At 65.0% G+C, this 18,127-nt stretch carries 14 protein-coding genes; 7 read left to right on the top strand and 7 right to left on the bottom strand.

Annotated features, from left to right (window positions below; genetic code table 11):
* Positions 1-61: 61 nt before the first annotated feature.
* The 4 genes from EWF95_RS00320 (at position 62) to EWF95_RS00305 (ending at position 7,025) form a co-directional block, all read left to right on the top strand.
* The gene (locus tag EWF95_RS00320) at positions 62-1,336 is read left to right on the top strand and encodes a Single-stranded DNA binding protein (protein WP_142442001.1); all 1,275 of its coding nucleotides are present in this window, start codon (positions 62-64) and stop codon (positions 1,334-1,336) included.
* Complete coding sequence (locus EWF95_RS00315) at positions 1,333-3,204, top strand: hypothetical protein (RefSeq protein ID WP_142442000.1); 1,872 nt, start codon at positions 1,333-1,335, stop codon at positions 3,202-3,204. Before EWF95_RS00320 ends, EWF95_RS00315 begins: the two co-directional genes overlap by 4 nt.
* Positions 3,204-3,992 (top strand): metallophosphoesterase, encoded by a 789-nt coding sequence (locus tag EWF95_RS00310; protein WP_142441999.1) that lies wholly within the window; start codon positions 3,204-3,206, stop codon positions 3,990-3,992. Before EWF95_RS00315 ends, EWF95_RS00310 begins: the two co-directional genes overlap by 1 nt.
* 66 nt (positions 3,993-4,058) lie before the next feature.
* The gene (locus EWF95_RS00305) at positions 4,059-7,025 is read left to right on the top strand and encodes a DEAD/DEAH box helicase (RefSeq protein WP_142441998.1); all 2,967 of its coding nucleotides are present in this window, start codon (positions 4,059-4,061) and stop codon (positions 7,023-7,025) included.
* A 101-nt stretch (positions 7,026-7,126) separates the two neighbouring features.
* Here EWF95_RS00305 and EWF95_RS00300 read toward each other — a convergent pair whose 3' ends face one another.
* Both EWF95_RS00300 and EWF95_RS00295 read right to left on the bottom strand, forming a co-directional pair.
* Positions 7,127-7,534 (bottom strand): DUF7475 family protein, encoded by a 408-nt coding sequence (locus EWF95_RS00300; RefSeq protein ID WP_142441997.1) that lies wholly within the window; start codon positions 7,532-7,534, stop codon positions 7,127-7,129.
* 189 nt (positions 7,535-7,723) lie between these two features.
* Positions 7,724-8,503, bottom strand: a complete 780-nt coding sequence (locus EWF95_RS00295; protein ID WP_142441996.1) for a helix-turn-helix transcriptional regulator — start codon at positions 8,501-8,503, stop codon at positions 7,724-7,726.
* A 200-nt stretch (positions 8,504-8,703) separates the two neighbouring features.
* On the opposite strand from EWF95_RS00295, the gene EWF95_RS00290 reads away from it, so the two are divergent.
* Positions 8,704-10,275: a TrkH family potassium uptake protein gene (locus EWF95_RS00290; protein WP_142441995.1), complete on the top strand. Its 1,572-nt coding sequence runs from the start codon at positions 8,704-8,706 to the stop codon at positions 10,273-10,275.
* A gap of 6 nt (positions 10,276-10,281) precedes the next feature.
* On the opposite strand, the gene EWF95_RS00285 is transcribed toward EWF95_RS00290, so the two are convergent.
* On the bottom strand, positions 10,282-12,516 hold the full coding sequence (locus EWF95_RS00285) for an amino acid permease (RefSeq protein WP_142441994.1): 2,235 nt from the start codon (positions 12,514-12,516) through the stop codon (positions 10,282-10,284).
* A gap of 189 nt (positions 12,517-12,705) precedes the next feature.
* Here EWF95_RS00285 and EWF95_RS00280 point away from each other — a divergent pair, with 189 nt between their 5' ends.
* The gene (locus tag EWF95_RS00280; RefSeq protein ID WP_142441993.1) at positions 12,706-13,140 is read left to right on the top strand and encodes a universal stress protein; all 435 of its coding nucleotides are present in this window, start codon (positions 12,706-12,708) and stop codon (positions 13,138-13,140) included.
* Here the strand turns inward: EWF95_RS00280 and EWF95_RS00275 are convergent.
* Complete coding sequence (locus EWF95_RS00275) at positions 13,137-14,981, bottom strand: formate/nitrite transporter family protein (protein WP_142441992.1); 1,845 nt, start codon at positions 14,979-14,981, stop codon at positions 13,137-13,139. The genes EWF95_RS00280 and EWF95_RS00275 overlap by 4 nt on opposite strands.
* A gap of 84 nt (positions 14,982-15,065) precedes the next feature.
* Positions 15,066-15,713: a deoxyribose-phosphate aldolase gene (deoC, locus tag EWF95_RS00270; RefSeq protein ID WP_142441991.1), complete on the bottom strand. Its 648-nt coding sequence runs from the start codon at positions 15,711-15,713 to the stop codon at positions 15,066-15,068.
* A 101-nt stretch (positions 15,714-15,814) separates the two neighbouring features.
* Here deoC and EWF95_RS00265 point away from each other — a divergent pair, with 101 nt between their 5' ends.
* Positions 15,815-16,633, top strand: a complete 819-nt coding sequence (locus tag EWF95_RS00265; RefSeq protein ID WP_142441990.1) for a DUF63 family protein — start codon at positions 15,815-15,817, stop codon at positions 16,631-16,633.
* A gap of 150 nt (positions 16,634-16,783) precedes the next feature.
* Here EWF95_RS00265 and EWF95_RS00260 read toward each other — a convergent pair whose 3' ends face one another.
* Together EWF95_RS00260 and EWF95_RS00255 are read right to left on the bottom strand one after the other, a co-directional pair.
* The gene (locus EWF95_RS00260) at positions 16,784-17,452 is read right to left on the bottom strand and encodes a DUF7504 family protein (protein WP_142441989.1); all 669 of its coding nucleotides are present in this window, start codon (positions 17,450-17,452) and stop codon (positions 16,784-16,786) included.
* Positions 17,445-18,059, bottom strand: a complete 615-nt coding sequence (locus EWF95_RS00255; RefSeq protein ID WP_142441988.1) for a response regulator — start codon at positions 18,057-18,059, stop codon at positions 17,445-17,447. Before EWF95_RS00255 ends, EWF95_RS00260 begins: the two co-directional genes overlap by 8 nt.
* Positions 18,060-18,127 lie beyond the last annotated feature (68 nt).

Genomic DNA, 18,127 nt, shown 5'->3' with positions numbered 1-18,127 from the left:
GCGATCCACAACGAGTCTCCGCGCCAATAGTTTTTATTCCGGGCCGTCGAAGCTCCGTGTGATGGACGTAGACAACCATGCCGAGGAGCTCGCCTCCGCTCTCGGCGTTGACAAACAGGAGGTCAAAGAGGATCTGGAATCGCTGCTGCAGTACAGCGTCCCACTGGATGAGGCCAAACAGAGCATCCGCCGGAAACACGGCGACGGCGATGGTGGTGATGCCGCCCAGCCGGAGTCGGTCGCGCTCTCGGAGATCACAACCGGCCTGAACAACGTCACTGTCACCGTCCGCGTGCTGACCGTCGGCACCCGGACGATCCAGTACCAGGGCGAGGAACAAACGATCCGAGAGGGCCGCTTCGGTGACGAAACTGGCACCATCTCCTACACCGCGTGGCAAGACTTCGGCTTTGAGGCCGGCGACTCACTGGTCGTCGGTAACGCCGGTGTCCGAGAGTGGGAAGGCAACCCCGAGCTCAATCTCGGCTCCTCAACGTCGGTGGCGATGGCCGAGGAGCCCGTTGAGACGGCCGCCCAGATCGGCGGCGACAGCGACCTGATCGATCTCTCGCCGGGCGACCGCGGCCGGAATATCGAGGTACAGATCCAAGAAGTCGACAGCCGAACTATCGACGGCCGCAACGGCGAAACCGAGATCCTCTCGGGCGTCGTCGCCGACGAGACAGCACGGCTGCCGTTCACCGACTGGAACCCCCATCCCGAGGTCGACGTTGGCGCGAGCTGCCGGATCGAAGACGTGTACGTCCGAGAGTACCGAGGCTCGCCGTCGATCAACCTCTCGGAGTTTTCGTCTGTCACAACGCTGTCGGAGCCGGTCGCCGTCGCCGATAGCGCGCCGCGGCTCACGCTTGGCGAGGCCGTCGACAGCGGCGGGCTGTTCGATGTCGAGGTCGTCGGCAACGTACTCGAAGTCCGGGATGGCTCCGGGCTGATCGAACGCTGTCCGGAGTGTGGTCGCGCGATCCAAAACGACCAGTGCCGCGTTCACGGCGCGGTCGACGGCGAGGACGACCTGCGGATCAAGGCGATCCTCGACGATGGCACCGCAACCGTCACGGCGATTATCGGCGCGGAGCTGACAGAATCGATCTACGGCGGCGATGTGGCCGACGCCAAGGAGGCTGCCCGCGACGCGATGGACAAGGAGGTCGTCGCCGACACGATCCGCGACGAGCTCGTCGGCGGCAGCTACCGCGTTCGGGGGAGCCTCTCGATCGACGAGTACGGCGCGAACCTCACTGTCGAGGCCTTCGAGCCGGCCGACGACGAGCCCGCCGAGCGTGCGGCGGCCGTGCTCCGGGAGGTGCGCGGATGAGCACCAACGAGGAGGCCGACAGCGAGACGACCGACTCCACGAACGACGCCACCGCCGACGCGGGGCCCGGGACGCGAGAGGTCGCCTACCGGCTGTTTGCGACCGAGTTCGAGGACAGCGAGCTCTCCTACTCCGAGAGCGACGAGGAGCGCGCGCCGAACTACGTCGTCACGCCGACCGGCCTGCGGCTCAATCGCCTGTTTGCGGTCGGCGTGCTCACCGAGGTCGAACGGATCAACACCGACACCTTGCGCGGCCGGATCGTTGACCCGACGGGCGCGTTTGTCACCTACGCCGGCCAGTACCAACCCGAAGCCCAGGCGTTCCTCGACGGCGCGGACTCACCATCGTTCGTCGCCATCACGGGCAAAGCGCGAACCTTCGAGCCGGAGGACTCCGACCGGATCTTCACGTCGGTGCGCCCGGAGAGCCTGAGCGAAGTCGACGCCGACACCCGGGATCGCTGGACGGTTTCGGCGGCTGAAGCGACTCTGGAGCGGGTTGCCGTCGTCGGTGCGGCCCTTGACTCCGACCTGCGGGGTGAGGAACTCCGCGTTGCTCTCGAAACGGCCGGTGTCGACACGCCGCTGGCGGCCGGAATCCCGCGCGCGCTCGACTACTACGGGACGACGACGGCCTACCTCGAAGCGATCCGACAGTGCGCGGTCGACGCCCTCGAAGTCGTTGCCGGCGAGCGCGAGGAGGTCCGGCCGGTCGATGTCGCCCCCGACGAGGGTGGCACAGCGACGCTTGGCCCGCTGCCGGAGGTCGGTATCGACCTCTCTGGTACGGCTATCGAGGCAGCACCGACATCCGAAGAGCCGGAGCCGGAGACGGCGACCGCCGAGGCGTCGACACCGGCTGCCGATTCGGCGAGCGAGTCGGCTGAACCGTCCGACCCAACGGCGACCCAGCCGACCGAATCACCCGACCCAACGGCGACCACAGATGCCGAAACCGACACGGCAGAAGCGGACGCCCCTGAGTCGACGGTGTCGGCAACTGAGTCGAATGAGCCGACTACCGAGCCGACAACATCGACAGCGACCGAGACTGCTGCTGAGTCGACAACGACAGCCGAAAGCGATGACTCGTCGACAACCGACACAGCGACCGAGTCGACGACAGCTGAGCCGTCGACGACCGCGGAGACGGAATCATCGACGGAGCCTGACACCACCTCATCGTCAGCCGCGGACACCGACACGGCGACGTCCGAAAGCAGCGAGCCAGCCGCGACTGACGATGTCGATGAGTCGGCCGACGACGCGGAGATGTACCAGCTCGACGACGAGGAACGCGAGGAGCTGGAATCCGAGTTCGGCGCGGACTTTTCGAGCGGCAACGAGGTCGATCCGGCCGGCGAGGCCGACATCGATGTCCCCGACGCCGACGAACTCGCCGCCGAAGTCGAAGACGACAGCGAGCCGAGCGACGGCGGCGTCGAATCGACGAACGACGCAGCCGAACCGGCAACGAGCGAACCGACCGAGACAACCGAATCGGACGACAGCACCGAATCGCTCGGCTCCTTCGAGGACACCATCGACGACACCGACGAGTCGTCGGCCGAAACCGACGCTGAGCCAGCCGAGACGACAAGCGAGTCGACAGCGAGCACCGACGCCGCGAGTGACGACGCCGCCGCAAGCGGCGACGGCGACGCCGACGCTGTCGATCTTGAAGACACGGCCGTCGAGTTGATGGCCGATCTCGACGACGGCGACGGAGCCGACCGCGAGGCGGTCGTTGACGCCGTGGTCGACGCGCACGGAGCCGAGCGCGCGGCCGTCGAGGACGCCATCGACGACGCGCTGATGGGTGGTCGGTGTTACGAACCCGACGACGGCACGCTCAAACCGATCTGATGGCGCGGCCCGCGCCGACCATCGAACCGGTTCCCGGCGACCCCGCAGCGACGGTCGATCTCGGTACCGAACGCGCCCTCCTCGTCGCCGACTACCACGCCGGCATCGAGGCAAGGCTTCGCTACGAGCGCGGTGTGGAATTGCCGAACAATGCCGCCGAGCGTCGACGACGACTGCTCTCCTTGCTCGATTCGACGGGGGTTGACCGACTGGTCGTTCTCGGCGATCTCGGCCACAAGCTCGGCGAACCCGAGGGCGTCGAACGCGAGGAACTTGACGCGTTAGCCGAGGCCGTCGTCGACGACCGCGGGATCGAGATCACGGTCGCACCGGGCAACCACGACGGCGACCTTGACGCGCTGTTCGGCGACCGCGAGGGCGTGACGATCCTGCCGGCGTCGGGCGGGCTGATCGGCGGCGAGTCAGGTTCCGTTGGCGTTGTTCACGGCCACACGTGGCCCGATCCGGAACTGCTGTCGGCGTCGACGATCTGCATGGGCCACGAACACCCGCAGGTCAAACTCGAAGACAGCGTCGGTGGCTATCGCGTCGAACAGGCGTGGGTGCGGGGCCGTGTCGATCCAGCAACGCTCGTCGACGACGACCCACCAACAGCCATCGACGCGCCTGAGCTGGTCGTGTTCCCGGCGTTCAACGATCGCTCGGGCGGGACGTGGGTCAACGTTGAGGGCCAGGAGTTCCTCGCGCCGTTTTTGCCCGACGCGTTTGTCGACGCCGACTGCTACCTGCTTGATGGGACGCGACTGGGCCCTTATCGGGGAGTCTGAATCGCTGCCAGCGCGGCCACAGCCACAAGCAGTGGGCTTAATCACGTCGCGGCACTGTACCCGTCAATGAGTTCCGGGTCGCAGGCAGGTGCCGATGCCTTCACCCACCTCGGCGAGGACGTTCGGGCAGCTCTCTCCGAGCGCGGTTTTTCGACGCCCACCGAGCCACAGCGACGGGCGATCCCGCCGCTTGCGGCCGGTGACAACGCCCTCGTTCTCGCGCCGACCGGTACCGGAAAAACCGAGACTGCAATGCTCCCGGTCTTCGACTCGCTCGTCGCCCACCGCGAGCAACACGGGCCGACCGCGGGGTTTGCAACGCTCTATATCACGCCGCTGCGCGCGCTCAACCGGGATATGCGGGAGCGACTCGACTGGTGGGGCGAGACCCTCGATCTGGAGATCGACGTGCGGCACGGCGATACAACCGACTACCAGCGACAGCAGCAGGCCGACGACCCGCCGGACGTGTTGGTGACGACCCCCGAGACCTTGCAGGCGATGCTCACCGGCTCGAAACTTCGGGATGCACTGACCGACGTGCGGCACGTCATCATCGACGAGGTGCACGAACTCGCTGCGTCGAAACGCGGCGCACAGCTAACCGTCGGCCTCGAACGCCTGCAGTTGCTCTCAGGGGAGTTCCAGCGGATCGGGCTTTCGGCGACCGTCGGCGATCCCGAGGCAGTCGGACGGTTTCTGACCGGCAAGCGCGACGAGAGCGATGGCGACGACAGCAACGGCAACGGCAACGGCGACACCGACGCCATCGACGCGCAGCCGGCCGTCAAAACGAGTCTCGACAGCCAGTCGCCAGCCAGCGTCGACCGCGATTTTGAGATCGTCTCGGTCGATGTCGGTAGTCGCGTCGCGTTCACCGTGGCGCGCCCCGAGATCACGCCGGAAGACGAGCAACTGGCCGGTGAGTTGGCGACAACTGAGGAGATGGCGAGTCACGTCCGGGTGATCCGCGATGCCGTCGCCGTCAACGAGTCAACCCTCGTCTTTGTCAACACACGCCAGACCGCCGAAGCCCTCGGCTCGCGGCTCAAGAAGCTGGACGTGTCGCTCGAAGTCCATCACGGCTCGCTGGCCCGTGACGTACGGATCGATGTCGAAAATCGGTTCAAAAGTGGCGATCTCTCGGGGCTCGTCTGTACGTCGTCGATGGAACTCGGCATCGACGTTGGCCGGGTCGATCACGTCGTCCAGTACGGCAGCCCACGGGAGGTCGCCCGGCTGCTCCAGCGGGTCGGCCGCGCCGGCCACCGTCATGACCAGGTCTCGCGGGGGACGATCATCGCCACCGACGCCGACGACACGGTCGAATCGCTCGCCATCGCCCGCCGCGCAAGCGAGGGGTTGGTCGAGGCGACAGACATCCACGACGGCAGTCTCGACGTACTCGCCAACCAACTCGTCGGGTTGTTGATGGATGTTGGCGAGGTGAGCGCGCGCGAGGCCTACGAGGTGTGTCGTCGCGCCGCGCCGTTTCACGACCTTTCGGAGTCGCGGTTCCGCGCCGTTGTCCGCGAACTGGATACCACCCGGCTCTGCTGGCTCGATGAGGAATGCGACACCATCGACACCGCCGGCGGGACGTGGCAGTATTTCTACCAGAACCTCTCGATGATCCCCGACGAGGAGCATTACGAGGTTCACGATATGTCCTCCCGGACCCAGATCGGGACGCTCGACGAGCGGTTCGTCGTCAACTTTGCCGCGCCCGGCGAGACGTTCATCCAGCGCGGCGAGATGTGGCGGATCAACGATATCGACGAGGAGGAAACCCGCGTCAACGTCTCGCCGATCGCCGATCCGGGCGGCGAGGTACCCTCCTGGGTCGGCAACGAGATCCCGGTGCCGCGGGCGGTCGCCGCCGAGGCCGGCGAGATACGTGGCGTTGCCGGCGAGCAGTTCGCTCGCGGAGCCGACGCGGCCGGCGTCGCCCGCGATCTGGCCGCGCGGTATCCCGCCGAGAGCGCGACCATCGAACCCGCGCTTAACCCGATCGAGCAACACGTCGATAGCGGCCACCCGCTGCCGACGGCCGACCGCCTTGTGCTCGAACAACAGGCCAATACGGTGCGGCTCAACAGCACCTTCGGCCACGAGATCAACGAGACGCTGGGGCGGTTGCTCGCGGCGTTGGTCGGCCAGCGCACCGGCTCCTCGGTCGGCATGAGCGTCGACCCCTACCGGGTTGAGTTCGAAGTTCCATCGGGCGTCGGCCTTGCGGCGTTCCAAGATGTGTTGCTATCGACCGATCCCACTCATTTGGAGAGCTATCTCGAACTCGCGTTGAAGGGATCGGAAACCCTCAAATTCACGCTTGCGCAGGTCGCCGCGAAGTTCGGCGCGCTCAAGCGGTATCAGGGGCGAAGTCGCTTCGGCGGTGATCGCTTGCTGGACGCCCTCGAAGACACGCCAGTCTACGAGGAAGCCCTGCGGGAGGTCTTTCATCGTGATCTCGCGGTCGACGCCGCGAGCGACGTACTCGATTCGTTGCAGGCCGGCGAGATCGATCTCGAACTCGTCGGCGAGGCGACGCCGCTCGGGAGCGCGGGCACGACCCACGGTCAAGAGCTATTGGTGCCGGAAAACGCCGACGCCAGCGTGATCGAGACGCTAAAAAAGCGGCTGCGGAACGATCGGATCCTGCTATGTTGCTGTCACTGTAAGGACTGGGATCACACCACCAAGGTGCGGCGCGTCCGCGAACAGCTCGAGTGTCCGGACTGTGGCTCCACGCGGATCGCCGCGCTAAATCCCTGGGCCGAGGAGGTCGTAACCGCGGTGCGGGCAGAGGAGAAGGACGACGAACAGGAGCGACAGACGAAGCGCGCCTATCGGGCGGCCAACCTCGTCCAGAGCCACGGCAAACAGGCCGTCATCGCCCTGGCCGCCCGCGGTGTCGGCCCGGATACGGCGGCCCGAATTATCAATAACTTCCGCGAGGATGAGGCGGACTTTTATCGGGATATTCTGGCCGAGGAGCGGCAGTACGCTCGCACGCAGTCGTTTTGGGACTGACTCCGCGGGGGACGTATGCAGGGATTCAGCGATGGCTGTCACAGCTTCGTTGGCGCAAAAGTAGTGTGGAGAACCATTGCTCAGCGGTGTGGCTGATGGGACTAGCTATTCGAGTAGAGGTAGAGCGAACAGCCGATGAGGATCGCCTCCGCGGATTTTGAGGTTATTGCCCACTGAGCGATGGAGCCGTTTCTGTAGAGTAGCGAGTCTATCGTCCACCCGTGTACCATGAACATTGCCAGAATCGAGGCTAACGCATAGAGTGCGGCCACGAGAAACAGTTCCTTCCGCCAGTATTTCGAGAGATACAGCACCGTTCCGCCAACGAATCCGACCCCATTGAGTGCAAACAACACTCCCCCGGTAGTTCCTGCAGTTGCCAATGCCCCCGGAATGAGGTACAGATGCAGGATACCGGTCGTGAGTCCAGCCAGGACGGCAAGGTATCCAACGGAATCCTCCGGCTTACTGATTGTCTGTGCGCCTGTGGCTGTGGTTGTTTCAGCCATAGCTCAGAAATTTAGATTTAATATAATAAAACCCGTAGAATTTTGGAGAAAAAATTTTCTGACCCGGATAACTTCTATATTGGACGAAAAATATTTCTATACATATGGAATTTGAGGTTTTATTTGTGTTTGAATCCGGTGCCGTTGTCGACGACACACCTTCGCAGGTGGGAGCATGCCAACAACGGGTCACCGATTCAGATACGACTCCACGGGTTCCGCCTCCTGCCAGAACGATTCGTAGAGTTCCGAGGCCCAGCGGATCGCGGAGTCAGCCTCAGAGAGGAGCATCGACGCAACCGGCGACTGGCTCATCGGTCGGAGTGCCAGCATCAGATACGAATCACTAACGGTGAATCCGAACTGCATCTCCCTCACTCTGCACTCGGCTGCATCGATCTGCCGAACTCCATCGCGGGTTCCCGTCCCGGAGTCCGCCCGTACTGTGTCGATAACACTCGGCGAGAACAGCAGCCGAGAGTCGGGATGATCCGGGAACGCATTCCGATACTCCGGCACGTGGATCGGCATGGCAGTCCGGCAGCTCTCTGCCTGCTCAAGCAGGTCGGTAACGACTCTGGCATGGGCTCGAACGTCGGGGGGTTCGGAACGAATGACCTCATAGGTGCCCAGTTCAGGCAGGCGGCGGCGAAACTCCCGGGGAAGATGATCGGTTCGGTGAGTTTCCCAGTAATCTTGGTCGTGGTTGATCGTCTGCACGGTGGCGTCTCGTCGGTCGATGAGATCCACCACCAGCCGACCGTGGCCGGTGAGTCGCCAGCCGGCGTCGTCATCAAACACCACGCCCTGCCGCTCTAGATCCGCGAGTGCGGTGTACACCGCCGACGTGCTTGCATCCAGGTGGTCGATGAGTTCATCCGTCGGCTGCGGGGCTCCGGCTAGTCGCTCCAAGATATCAACCCGAACCGACGACGAGATGACAAAATCATACACCGAGTCCCCGTGCATTTGCGTCTGTTCGTTCAGTTTGGGGTCTCATAATTACCTGGGATCTTCTGTTCGTCATCTAATCGGTTGGTGGTGGCTGTCAACCGCCGCAGGGATCGACGCGCGGATGAATCGACGCGCCGATGGGGTCTTCGGGACGAGCCCAGAAGTCTTATTGAGGCAACGGCCAGTCCATCGACAACGACGATGGTGGACACCCGATGACGTTCTATCTCGACTGGCGGGCCAGCGTGAGCCTGCTCGGGTCGGTCGTGAAATATCTCGCGTTGACGATGCTCGTGCCGTTGGCCGTCGCCGTCGTCTACGGCGAGGATATCTGGGTGTTCGCGGCCTCCCTCGTGATCGCCCTCGTGGTTGGCGTCGCGCTTGAACAGCTTGACGCCGATCCCGACCTTGGCCCGACTGAGGCCTTGCTGTTGGTGTCGCTCTCATGGCTCGCGGTCGCCGCCGTCGGCGCGGTGCCGTACCTGCTCGCCGGCTACGGAACCGGATCGACACTCGGGCTTGATCCGTCATCGCTGGGCGCGCTCGCCGGCTCGATCATCAACGCGGTCTTCGAGTCGATGAGCGGCTTTACGACGACCGGGGCGACCGTTCTCGGCGAGATCAGCGTCGACAGCCACTCGCATGCGATCATGCTGTGGCGACAGCTCACCCAGTGGCTCGGCGGGATGGGGATCATCGTGTTGATGATCGCTATTCTGCCGGAGCTCGCGGTCAACGGCGCGGAGCTGATGAAATCCGAGGCACCGGGACCGGATCTCCAGAAGCTAACCCCGCGGATCGCCGAAACCGCTCGTGCGCTGTGGCTGATCTACTTCGGGTTCACGCTGCTGTTGATGGTCGTCCTCTATGGGCTCCACCTCGGCGGGCTGGCACCCGAGATGAACCTGTATAACGCCGTCGCCCACGGCTTTTCGACGCTGCCGACCGGCGGGTTCTCGACGAAAGCCGACAGCATCGCGGCGTTCAGCGCGGTCGTCCAGTGGGTGATCATCCCGTTCATGGTCGTCGCCGGCGTCAACTTCGCGCTGTTTTGGCAGATACTGCACGGCGAGTGGCGCGTGCTTACAAACAATGTTGAGTTCCGCGTCTACGCCGGTGCCATCGCCGCCTTGATCGCCGTGCTGGCGGTCGTTCTTGTCGGCGGCGCGGCCCCGCCGCTCGACCGCGGCGGTGTGACGGGCGGCCTCACGGAAAACACGATCCGGCAGGCGGCCTTCCAGATCGGCTCGCTGTTGAACTCGACCGGTTACGCCACCAGCAACTTCGCGCAGTGGGCACCCCACGCCCAGATCGTCCTCCTGTTTGCGATGTTTATCGGCGGCTCGGCGGGGTCGACCGGCGGCGGGATCAAGGTGATCCGCTGGCTGATCGTCATCAAATCGCTTCGCCGTGAACTGTACACCTCGCTGCATCCATCGGCGGTAAAACCGGTTCGGCTCGGCGGGCGGATCGTCGACGAGGACGCCATCCGCGGGATCGTCGTCTTCACCATGCTGTACATCCTGTTGTTCTTCCTCGCGGCCGTCTTCCTGAGTCTGGATTCCGCCCGGATCGGCTACGACCTCTCGGTGCTTGAATCCCTGAGCGCGTCGCTGGCGACCCTCGGCAACATCGGCCCAGGCTTCGGCTCGCTGGGCCCGTTCGGTAGCTATCTGGAGTTTTCGAACGCCTCGAAGCTGGTGATGATCGGCCTGATGTGGATCGGCCGCCTGGAGATCGTCCCCGTTCTCGCGCTGCTCGTCGGCGGGCTTGAAGACCGGGACTGAGGCGGCTTACCGGCCGAAGAGCCGCTCGGTCAGCGACCGCTTCTGTGGCCGCTCAGCCAGCAGCACCGAACAGTCGACATCGTTGAGCACCTCGAAGGCCAGCGAGCCGCGGACGAGCCGTGAGAGCAGGCCCTCGCGTGTCGCGCCGATGATGACCATCGACCGGTCGGCCGCGTTGCGCGCGATGGAGTCCTCGACATCACCGGACGTGTCGACGATGCGGTTTGCGTCGTTGAGCCCACGTTCCTCGGCCCACTCGCTGAGGAACTCTTCGCCGTCGGCCTGCTCGGACTCGTCGTCAACGACGTACAGCAGCGACACGTCGTTGTCGTTTGCCAGCAGCACCTCGGCGATATCCGCGCTGAGATCGGAGCTGTAGCCACCGGCGGTCGGCAGCAACACGTCGGAGGGATCGAAGCCGCGATCCTTCATCACGAGGAAGTCACACGGCAGATTGCTCGTCAACTCGTCCAACGGGCTCTCGACGCGGCCGGCGGTCATCGGCGAGTCGCCGCCCCAGCCCATCACGACCAGATCCGCGTTGTCGGTGCGGGCGGCATCAAAGACCTCCTCGAAAGATCGGTGGGAGACGATCGTTTTTGTCTCCACGTCGGCCCCAAAGGTTTCGGCGTCGTCGCGGGCCGCCCGGAGCAGCTTCTCGGATTCGGCATCGATCCGGTTGAGCTGCTCGCTGTCGGCGTACAGCGGCGTCTGGTCGGGCACCTGCACGATGTGGGTGGCGACGACGGTGCCGCCGTTGGCCTTCGCCAACAGGCTCGCCAGCTCGATCAGATCGCGCTCGGTGCGGGGGTTCGACAGCGGCACCATCACCCGGTACTCGCCGCCGTCGGGGGCGACCGATTCGGCCGCCGACACCGCGGCGTCGGGCATCTCATCGGGCCGGGAGAGGACGTACTCCGAGAGCACACCCTCCTGTGTCGTTCGGGAGCGCGCGTAGAGCAGATACCACGCCACGGCGAGGGCGACGAACAGCCCACAGAGCGCGATAACGAACGGCTCGATAAAGACGATCAGGGCAAACGACAACACCGCTCCGAGGATCGGCGTGAACGGGTAGAACGGCACGGTAAACTCGGGGTCGTATTCGGCTGGGTCGCCCTCCCGGAAGACGATCAACGCGATGTTGAGCAGGCCGTAGACGACAAGATGGAGGACGCTGCCCGCGGTCGCCAGCAGTTCGAGGTTGCCGACGACGATGAACAGCAGGATCAGCGCGCCGGTCAGGGCAATCGATTTGTACGGCGTCCCGAATCGCTCATGCACCTCGTTGAGTTGCGGCGAGACGATCTTATCGCGTCCCATGGCGAAGTTGATCCGCGAGGACGCGAGGATCGAGGCGTTCGCCGACGACGCGGTCGCCAACAGCCCGCCGAACAGCAGGGCGGCCGCGCCGATCGGGCCGATCAGTATCCGGGCAACCTCGACGACCGCGGTGTCGTTGCCGGCGACGACCTCGTTGGGAACGGCCGCCAGCACGGCCAGCAGGACGAGCGCGTAGATCGCGGTGACGATGACGACGCTGCCGATGATCGCAATCGGGAGATTGCGACCGGGATCTTTGATCTCCTCGGCGACCGAGGTGATCTGGACGAAGCCGAGATAGGAGACGAAGATGATCCCTGTCAGCGGCAGCAACGGATCCAAACCTTCGGGCGCGAACGGCCGGAGCGTCTGAATATCTGCGTTAAACAGCCCAAACAGCGTGAACACCGTGAGAATGCCGAGCAGGATGAAGACGATGATGTTCTGCAGTTTGCCGGTCTCCTTCGCACCGACGTAGTTGACCGTCACAAAAAACGCGCCGCCGAGCAGCGCGACGATCTTCGCGCCCGACAGCGACAGCGGGCCGAGTGCGAGCCCCGGAACGGTGACGAAGGCGTTGACGTACTCGCCGAGGCCGAACATGTAGAACGCCGAGGCGAAGGTGAGCCCGATCCAGTTCCCCCAGCCGGCGATCGAGCCGAACAGCGGCCCCAGCCCGCGGTTGACGTAGAAGTACGCGCCGCCGGATTTCGGCATCGCCGTCCCGAGTTCGCTGGCCGATAGCGCGGTGAAGATGGCGATGGTGCCGCCGAGGATGAACGCGCCGGCCGACAGCGGGCCCGCCATCTCGACGGCAGTACCTGGCAGCACGAAGATGCCCGCGCCGATCATCGTCCCGATGCCGATGGTCAACGCCGACGTGAGCGTCAGATCCTTGGCGAGTTCCTCGTCGCTCATCTTTTGGCCCCCGGTCGCAGCAGGTCAGTGAACGGTACGTCGCTGCCGACGGCCCGGGTCGAAACGGTTGCGGTAGTGAGACAGCAGCGACCGAACATACCGGGTGGTGGCGGCCACCGCTCTTAATGGGTTCGGCTGCGAGCCACCGCTCGACACAACCCTTATGCGACCGCTCTCGGTGAACCCAGTATGGACGATCCGGTCGATCACGACACACACAACATGCTTGCCCACGTCCTCCTCCCCGTCGCCACCGAAAACGACGCCCGGGAGACGGCGCGCGCGCTCGCACCATACACTCCCAAGCGGGTGACTGTCCTCCACGTCATCGAGAAAGGCGGCGGCTCGCCCGACAAAACGCCGGTCGAACAGTCCGAAGAGATGGCCGAAGCTGCCGCCGCGGCGGTCAGAGCCGAGTTCCCTGACGCGGAATTGGAGACGGCCTACAGCCGGAACGTTGTCGATGCGATCTTCGAGGTCGCCAGCGCGATCGACGCCAGCGCGATCGCCTACCGCTCCCGCGAGGGGAACCGGCTCGTCCAGTTCCTTTCGGGCGATCTCTCGATCAAACTCGTCACTCAGGCCGACAGACCTGTTATCGCCCTGCCGCGAGCAGACGATTAGTCGTCGACAGTCGCGGACTCGGTTTCGCGTCGCCCCTTGCCGAACAGCCGCGAGCGCAGCGACCGCGAGGAGGGGCGTTCAGCCAACAACACCGAGCAGTCGACATGGTTGACCACATCGAGATGCAGCGAGTTGGTGGCGAGCCGCGAGAGCAGCCCGCGTTCGGTCGCGCCGATCGCCAGCAGCGTCGCGTCGGCGGCCTCCCGTTCGATCGCCGCCTCCACATCCCCGGAGTCGTCGACGATCCGCTCGGCATCCGGCAGGCCGTTGTCGACCGCCCACCGGTCGAGGAACGCCTCGCCGGCCTCGCGGTCGGCCGGGCTGTCGACGACGTGGAGCAGCCGGATCGACGCGCCGATCGCATCCCGCAACGCGGCGGCGATCTCCGCGCTCAGCTCGGAGTCGGGGCCACCCGCCGTCGAGACCAGGAACTCCGAGGCGTCTAACCCTCGATCCTTGAACACCGCGAAATCACAGGGAAGCTGGTTTGTGAGCTCGTCGAGCGGCTTTTCGGCACGGGCGGCGTTCCACAGCTGGTCGCCGCCCCACTCCATCATCACGAGATCCGGCCGGGTTCGGCGGGCCATATCGAACACCTCGCCGAAGGCGTGGTGGGTCGCCAGCGACGTGACGGTGATATCGACATCACACTGCTCGCCGAGCGCGTAGATATCCCGCATCCGCTTGCTGGATTCGGCCTCGATCCGTTCGATGTTGCCGCCGCTGACAAGCGAGACGCGCTCGGGGGCTTGGACAACGTGGACGACATGGACGGTGGCGTTCTCCTGTTGGCTGGCGACGTTGGCCGCGAGCTCGACGAGCTCGGTGTCGGTACGTGGGTTGGTGATCGGCACCATCACCCGGTAGCGATCCTCGCCGACGAGCGTCGCCTCAACCGAGTCGAGCACCGGCACGTACCCACGGCCGGCAAACCGCCCAAACGTCCACTCGGGGATCGTCAGCCGCCGGTCGGCCCCCTCGAAGCGGGCATCCTCTAGGCGGCGTTCGCTCGTCTGGAAGTAGTTTACCACTGTCACTAACACCACGCCACCAAGGGTGTTTCCGAGCAACACGGGGAGGACGAAGCCGGTCAGCCCGGCGAGCAGCGAGTAGTCAGCTGCCGGGGTGAGAACGAGGTAGATAACCTCGGTAAACGAAACCACGACGTGAAACAGGTTCCCGTTCGGAATGGCGAGGAAGGCGAGATAGACGACCAACAGCCGCGAGACCGTATCACCGGCCGCGAAGCCGACCCAGACGACGCCCGCGACGATCAGCCCGGCGAAGACGGCCTTGAAAAACAGCGACCACCAGTCGGTCGCAAACCCCTTGCTGGCGATCTCGATGGCTTTCACCTGGCTTTCGGGTTCGAAGATCCCGCCGTACACCAGCGAGATCGCCCCCATCGCCCCGCCGAGGAAGTTCCCCGCCAGCACGATCCCCCAATGGCGAAACAGCGTCGGCAGGCTCGCCAGCCGTTCGAGCGTGAGCGCGACCGGCGGCAGCGTGTTTTCGGTGTACAGCTGATAGCCGCCGATGATAATGTAAATGAACCCGAGCGGGTACAGCAGCGTGCCGACGACGGCGTTGTCGCTCGCCGCTGACATCGAGACATAGAGGAGAAAGGTGATCGTGATCGCAAAGCCGGCGGCGACCGCGCTGAAAAAGAGTTCGCGGCTGCCGGAGGTAACCTCCTCGTCGGCGGCGGCCACCACCCGCTGAAACACTTCGTCGGCCGAAAACCGGTCGCGGAGCACCTCGCCGACCGCGGGCGCGCCGCTGCGGGATCGCTCGACGGCCTCCCGGACGGAGTCCTCGGGATCGGAAGGGGAGTCGCTCATTGCCGAAGGCAATTCGGTCGGCACCCTAAGAGGTTGGCTTTTCGGCCACTCACCCCAAGCGAGTGGCTTTCGGCCGGTTCTCGGTTACTCCGGCGCGCCCGCCAGGATCGCGGGGCCGGCCGAGGCACCGATCCGCTCGGCCCCTGCCTCGATCATCGCCATCGCGGTCTCGTAGTCATCGATCCCGCCGCTGGCCTTGACTGGCAGGTAGTCGGCCATGAGTTCGACATCGGCGACGGTCGCCCCGCTCGGCTCGCTGTCGGCAAAGCCGGTCGAGGTTTTCACCATATCGGCGTCGGCGTTGACGGCGGCCTCGCAGGCCCGGTGTTTCTCCTCGTCGGTGAGCAGCGCGGTCTCGATGATGACCTTCACCGGGATCGGCACCGAGGCGACGACCGCGCCGAGTTCGTCGGCGACCGCGTCGTTTTCGCCCGCTTTGAGTCGGCCGATATTGAGCACCACGTCGAGTTCGTCCGCGCCAGCTTTCCAGGCCCGTGCGCCGGCTTCGCGCTTGATCTCGGGGTCGTCTTGGCCGTGTGGGAAGCCGATGACGGTGGCGACGGTGAGGTCGTCCGGCGTGTCGCTGGCGACGCTGTCGACATAGCAGGGCGGGAGACAGACGTTCATCCCAGCCTCGGTGGCCTCGCTCACGACGCGGGCGACATCGTCGGCGGTCGTCGTCGGCCCGAGGACGGTGTGGTCGATCATCGCTGCAAGGTCGGCGCGCTTCATACGCCCCGGAGACCACCCATCGGCAAAAAGCTCCCCACCAGTGAGCAACACGCGACGCCGGCGACCACAACCCTTTCTACCGACTCACCGAAACCGAGGGTATGGTGTTGCTTCCGGCTGGCTTCAGCCTCCCGCCGCTGCCCTACGCCCTCGTGTTGCTCGCTGGTGGAGCCGTCGTCGGTGTCGGATTCGCCCGGCGACGGCCGCCGGTCACGGCCCGCCACATCCTCTCGCTGACGCCGTGGATGGCCCTTGGCTCGACGCTGCACGTCCTCTACGGCATCGATGGCCTCCCGACAGTCGTTGCCCCGTTCGGCGGGACGGCCGCGGTGTATCTCACAACCGCGATCCTGGCGGGGGCGGGCTGGCTCGCTGTCGACGCTGTTCGCCCGACGCAGGTGCCATCGCTGCTTGCTGGCGGGGGACTCGTCGCCCTTCTTGCGACGGTCGCCGTCGCGGTTCGTGCTGGGCTGGCTCGCGGCACGCTCGCGCCAGCGTGGCCGGCTGCCGGCCTGCTGCTGACGGTCGCGCTGACCGCCGGCGGCTGGCTGGGCCTCCGGCGGCTCCGCCCGGCGGCGACGGCGACGACCGGCGCGGTCGGGTTGCTTGCGCTCTTCGGTCACACGCTGGATGGCGTCTCGACGGCGATCGGCGTCGACGTGCTGGGGTTCGGCGAGCGCACGCCGCTGTCGCGGCTGATCCTCCACGCGGCAGACACGTTGCCAACCGCCGAGTTCATCGGCGTTGGCTGGCTGTTCGTCCTCGTCAAGATCGGTGTTGCCGGCGGGGTCGTCGTGCTCTTTCGGGAGTATGTCGACGCCGAGCCGACCGAGGGGTACGCGCTGTTGGGCTTTGTCGCCGCCGTCGGGCTCGGCCCGGGCGTCCATAATCTCCTGTTGTTTACTGTTGCTGGTGGCTGAGCGAACTCACAGAGGCTCTGTCTGACCTGGTGAGAATAATTGGATATCTGATATGAAGGTGTGGAGTGCACTGCCATCAGCGTCGCCGCGATGGCTGTGTGAGCGACGCCGTCAAGAATGACAAAGACGCGCGTAACTGACCGTGAGCGATCACTCGTCCAGCGAGATCCACTCCTCGGCAACGCCGTCGATACCGGAGATTCGAACCGAAAACGGATCGCCGTCCTCGACCTCGGCGTGGCCGTCGAAGGCCCGCTTGAGGGTGTCGATAGTGTCGCTGTCGTGGGCGTTTTCGTTCACCACGAACAGCCCGAGCGCGCCCTCCTGTGCCAGCCCGCGGGTCAGCGTCTGACAGAACCGGTACCCTGTTTCGCGGTCGACGTACGAGAGGATCACCGACAGCGAGAGGACGCCAAACCGAACCCGGTCGACGCCCTGACGCTCGAAGCGGTCGAAGGCGTCCTTGAACGCGATGCCGATGTCGGTCAGGTTCCGTGGCGTGTTCACGTCCTTGTCGACGATGGCCTCGTCGGTCGTGTCGAGCTGATCGGTCTGGCAGTCGATGATCTCGACCGGCTCGGCCACGAACTCGTCGGCCAGCGAGACGCGATCCCGAAGCTCGTCGCCGATCTCGCCGGCCGGCGAATCGGTCGTCAACACGAGGGCCTCCTCGCCGGCGTCGAGCCCGTGGGCCAAACACGATGTCACGAATCGCTCGCCGACCGAACCGGGAGCCATCACGAGCAGACTCGTGCCGGCCGGCAGCGACACGCTGCCCGAGGGGGCGGCGAGATCATACGGCTTGGGGCTGTCACTCATCGGCCGCCTCCTTGCTGCCGGCTGTTGGGTCGGCGGCTAGCTCGTGGCTGGGCATCGAGTTCACGAGATCGTCCCGTCGAAGCGATCCCGAGCGGTCTGCTACCTGTTTTTCGAGCTCGGCGAACCGGTCGACGGCCTCCTGATAAGCCTCGCTGGTCGACAGCTCGGCGTCCGTCTTCTCGTTTTCCAGCGTCGCCAGGGCCTCGGCGACAGCGTAGTGCTCCTGAAGGAGGTCGTCGTAGGTCGCTCGTGCGAGCAGCCGGTCGACGGCCTGCCGGACGGTTGCCTCGTCAAGCGGTTTCGTGACGTAGCTATCGAAGGCGAGGTCGGCGATATCGAAATCCGGGTCGACGGCGGTGACGAGGGCGACCTGATAGCTCCCCGGTCGCTCCCTGATTTCGGCCAGCACTTCGTCGCCCGATAGCCCCGACATCCGCCGGTCGAGCAAGACCACATCGACAGTCTCGTCGAGTGCCTCCAGCGCGTCGCTCCCGTTGGTCGCGGTTTGAACGTCGTAGTCATCGCCGAGCCACAGCTCGATGATACCGAGAATGCTCTGCTCGTCGTCAACCACTAACACGCCGGGGTGCTCGTCGGGATCGCTCATCCGTGGACTCTGCCTCTATATTCGTGATTCGCGCCGCGGCTGTAAAGAATACCAGGGTTCCACGGCCG

It is taken from the genome of Halonotius roseus, from assembly GCF_006861655.1.
GTDB lineage: Archaea > Halobacteriota > Halobacteria > Halobacteriales > Haloferacaceae > Halonotius > Halonotius roseus.
The sequence above is the reverse complement of the archived record's forward strand: the minus strand, read 5'-3'. Positions and strand labels throughout refer to the sequence as shown.

Bases quoted from the DNA above. Each gene is read 5' to 3' on its own strand.
- EWF95_RS00255 (WP_142441988.1), bottom strand. From the start codon at position 18,059: ATGAGCGATCCCGACGAGCACCCCGGCGTGTTAGTGGTTGACGACGAG.
- EWF95_RS00305 (WP_142441998.1), top strand. From the start codon at position 4,059: ATGAGTTCCGGGTCGCAGGCAGGTGCCGATGCCTTCACCCACCTCGGC.
- EWF95_RS00260 (WP_142441989.1), bottom strand. From the start codon at position 17,452: ATGAGTGACAGCCCCAAGCCGTATGATCTCGCCGCCCCCTCGGGCAGC.
- EWF95_RS00290 (WP_142441995.1), top strand. From the start codon at position 8,704: ATGACGTTCTATCTCGACTGGCGGGCCAGCGTGAGCCTGCTCGGGTCG.
- EWF95_RS00315 (WP_142442000.1), top strand. From the start codon at position 1,333: ATGAGCACCAACGAGGAGGCCGACAGCGAGACGACCGACTCCACGAAC.
- EWF95_RS00295 (WP_142441996.1), bottom strand. From the start codon at position 8,503: ATGCACGGGGACTCGGTGTATGATTTTGTCATCTCGTCGTCGGTTCGG.
- EWF95_RS00265 (WP_142441990.1), top strand. From the start codon at position 15,815: ATGGTGTTGCTTCCGGCTGGCTTCAGCCTCCCGCCGCTGCCCTACGCC.
- EWF95_RS00280 (WP_142441993.1), top strand. From the start codon at position 12,706: ATGGACGATCCGGTCGATCACGACACACACAACATGCTTGCCCACGTC.
- EWF95_RS00310 (WP_142441999.1), top strand. From the start codon at position 3,204: ATGGCGCGGCCCGCGCCGACCATCGAACCGGTTCCCGGCGACCCCGCA.
- deoC (WP_142441991.1), bottom strand. From the start codon at position 15,713: ATGAAGCGCGCCGACCTTGCAGCGATGATCGACCACACCGTCCTCGGG.
- EWF95_RS00285 (WP_142441994.1), bottom strand. From the start codon at position 12,516: ATGAGCGACGAGGAACTCGCCAAGGATCTGACGCTCACGTCGGCGTTG.
- EWF95_RS00320 (WP_142442001.1), top strand. From the start codon at position 62: ATGGACGTAGACAACCATGCCGAGGAGCTCGCCTCCGCTCTCGGCGTT.
- EWF95_RS00275 (WP_142441992.1), bottom strand. From the start codon at position 14,981: ATGAGCGACTCCCCTTCCGATCCCGAGGACTCCGTCCGGGAGGCCGTC.
- EWF95_RS00300 (WP_142441997.1), bottom strand. From the start codon at position 7,534: ATGGCTGAAACAACCACAGCCACAGGCGCACAGACAATCAGTAAGCCG.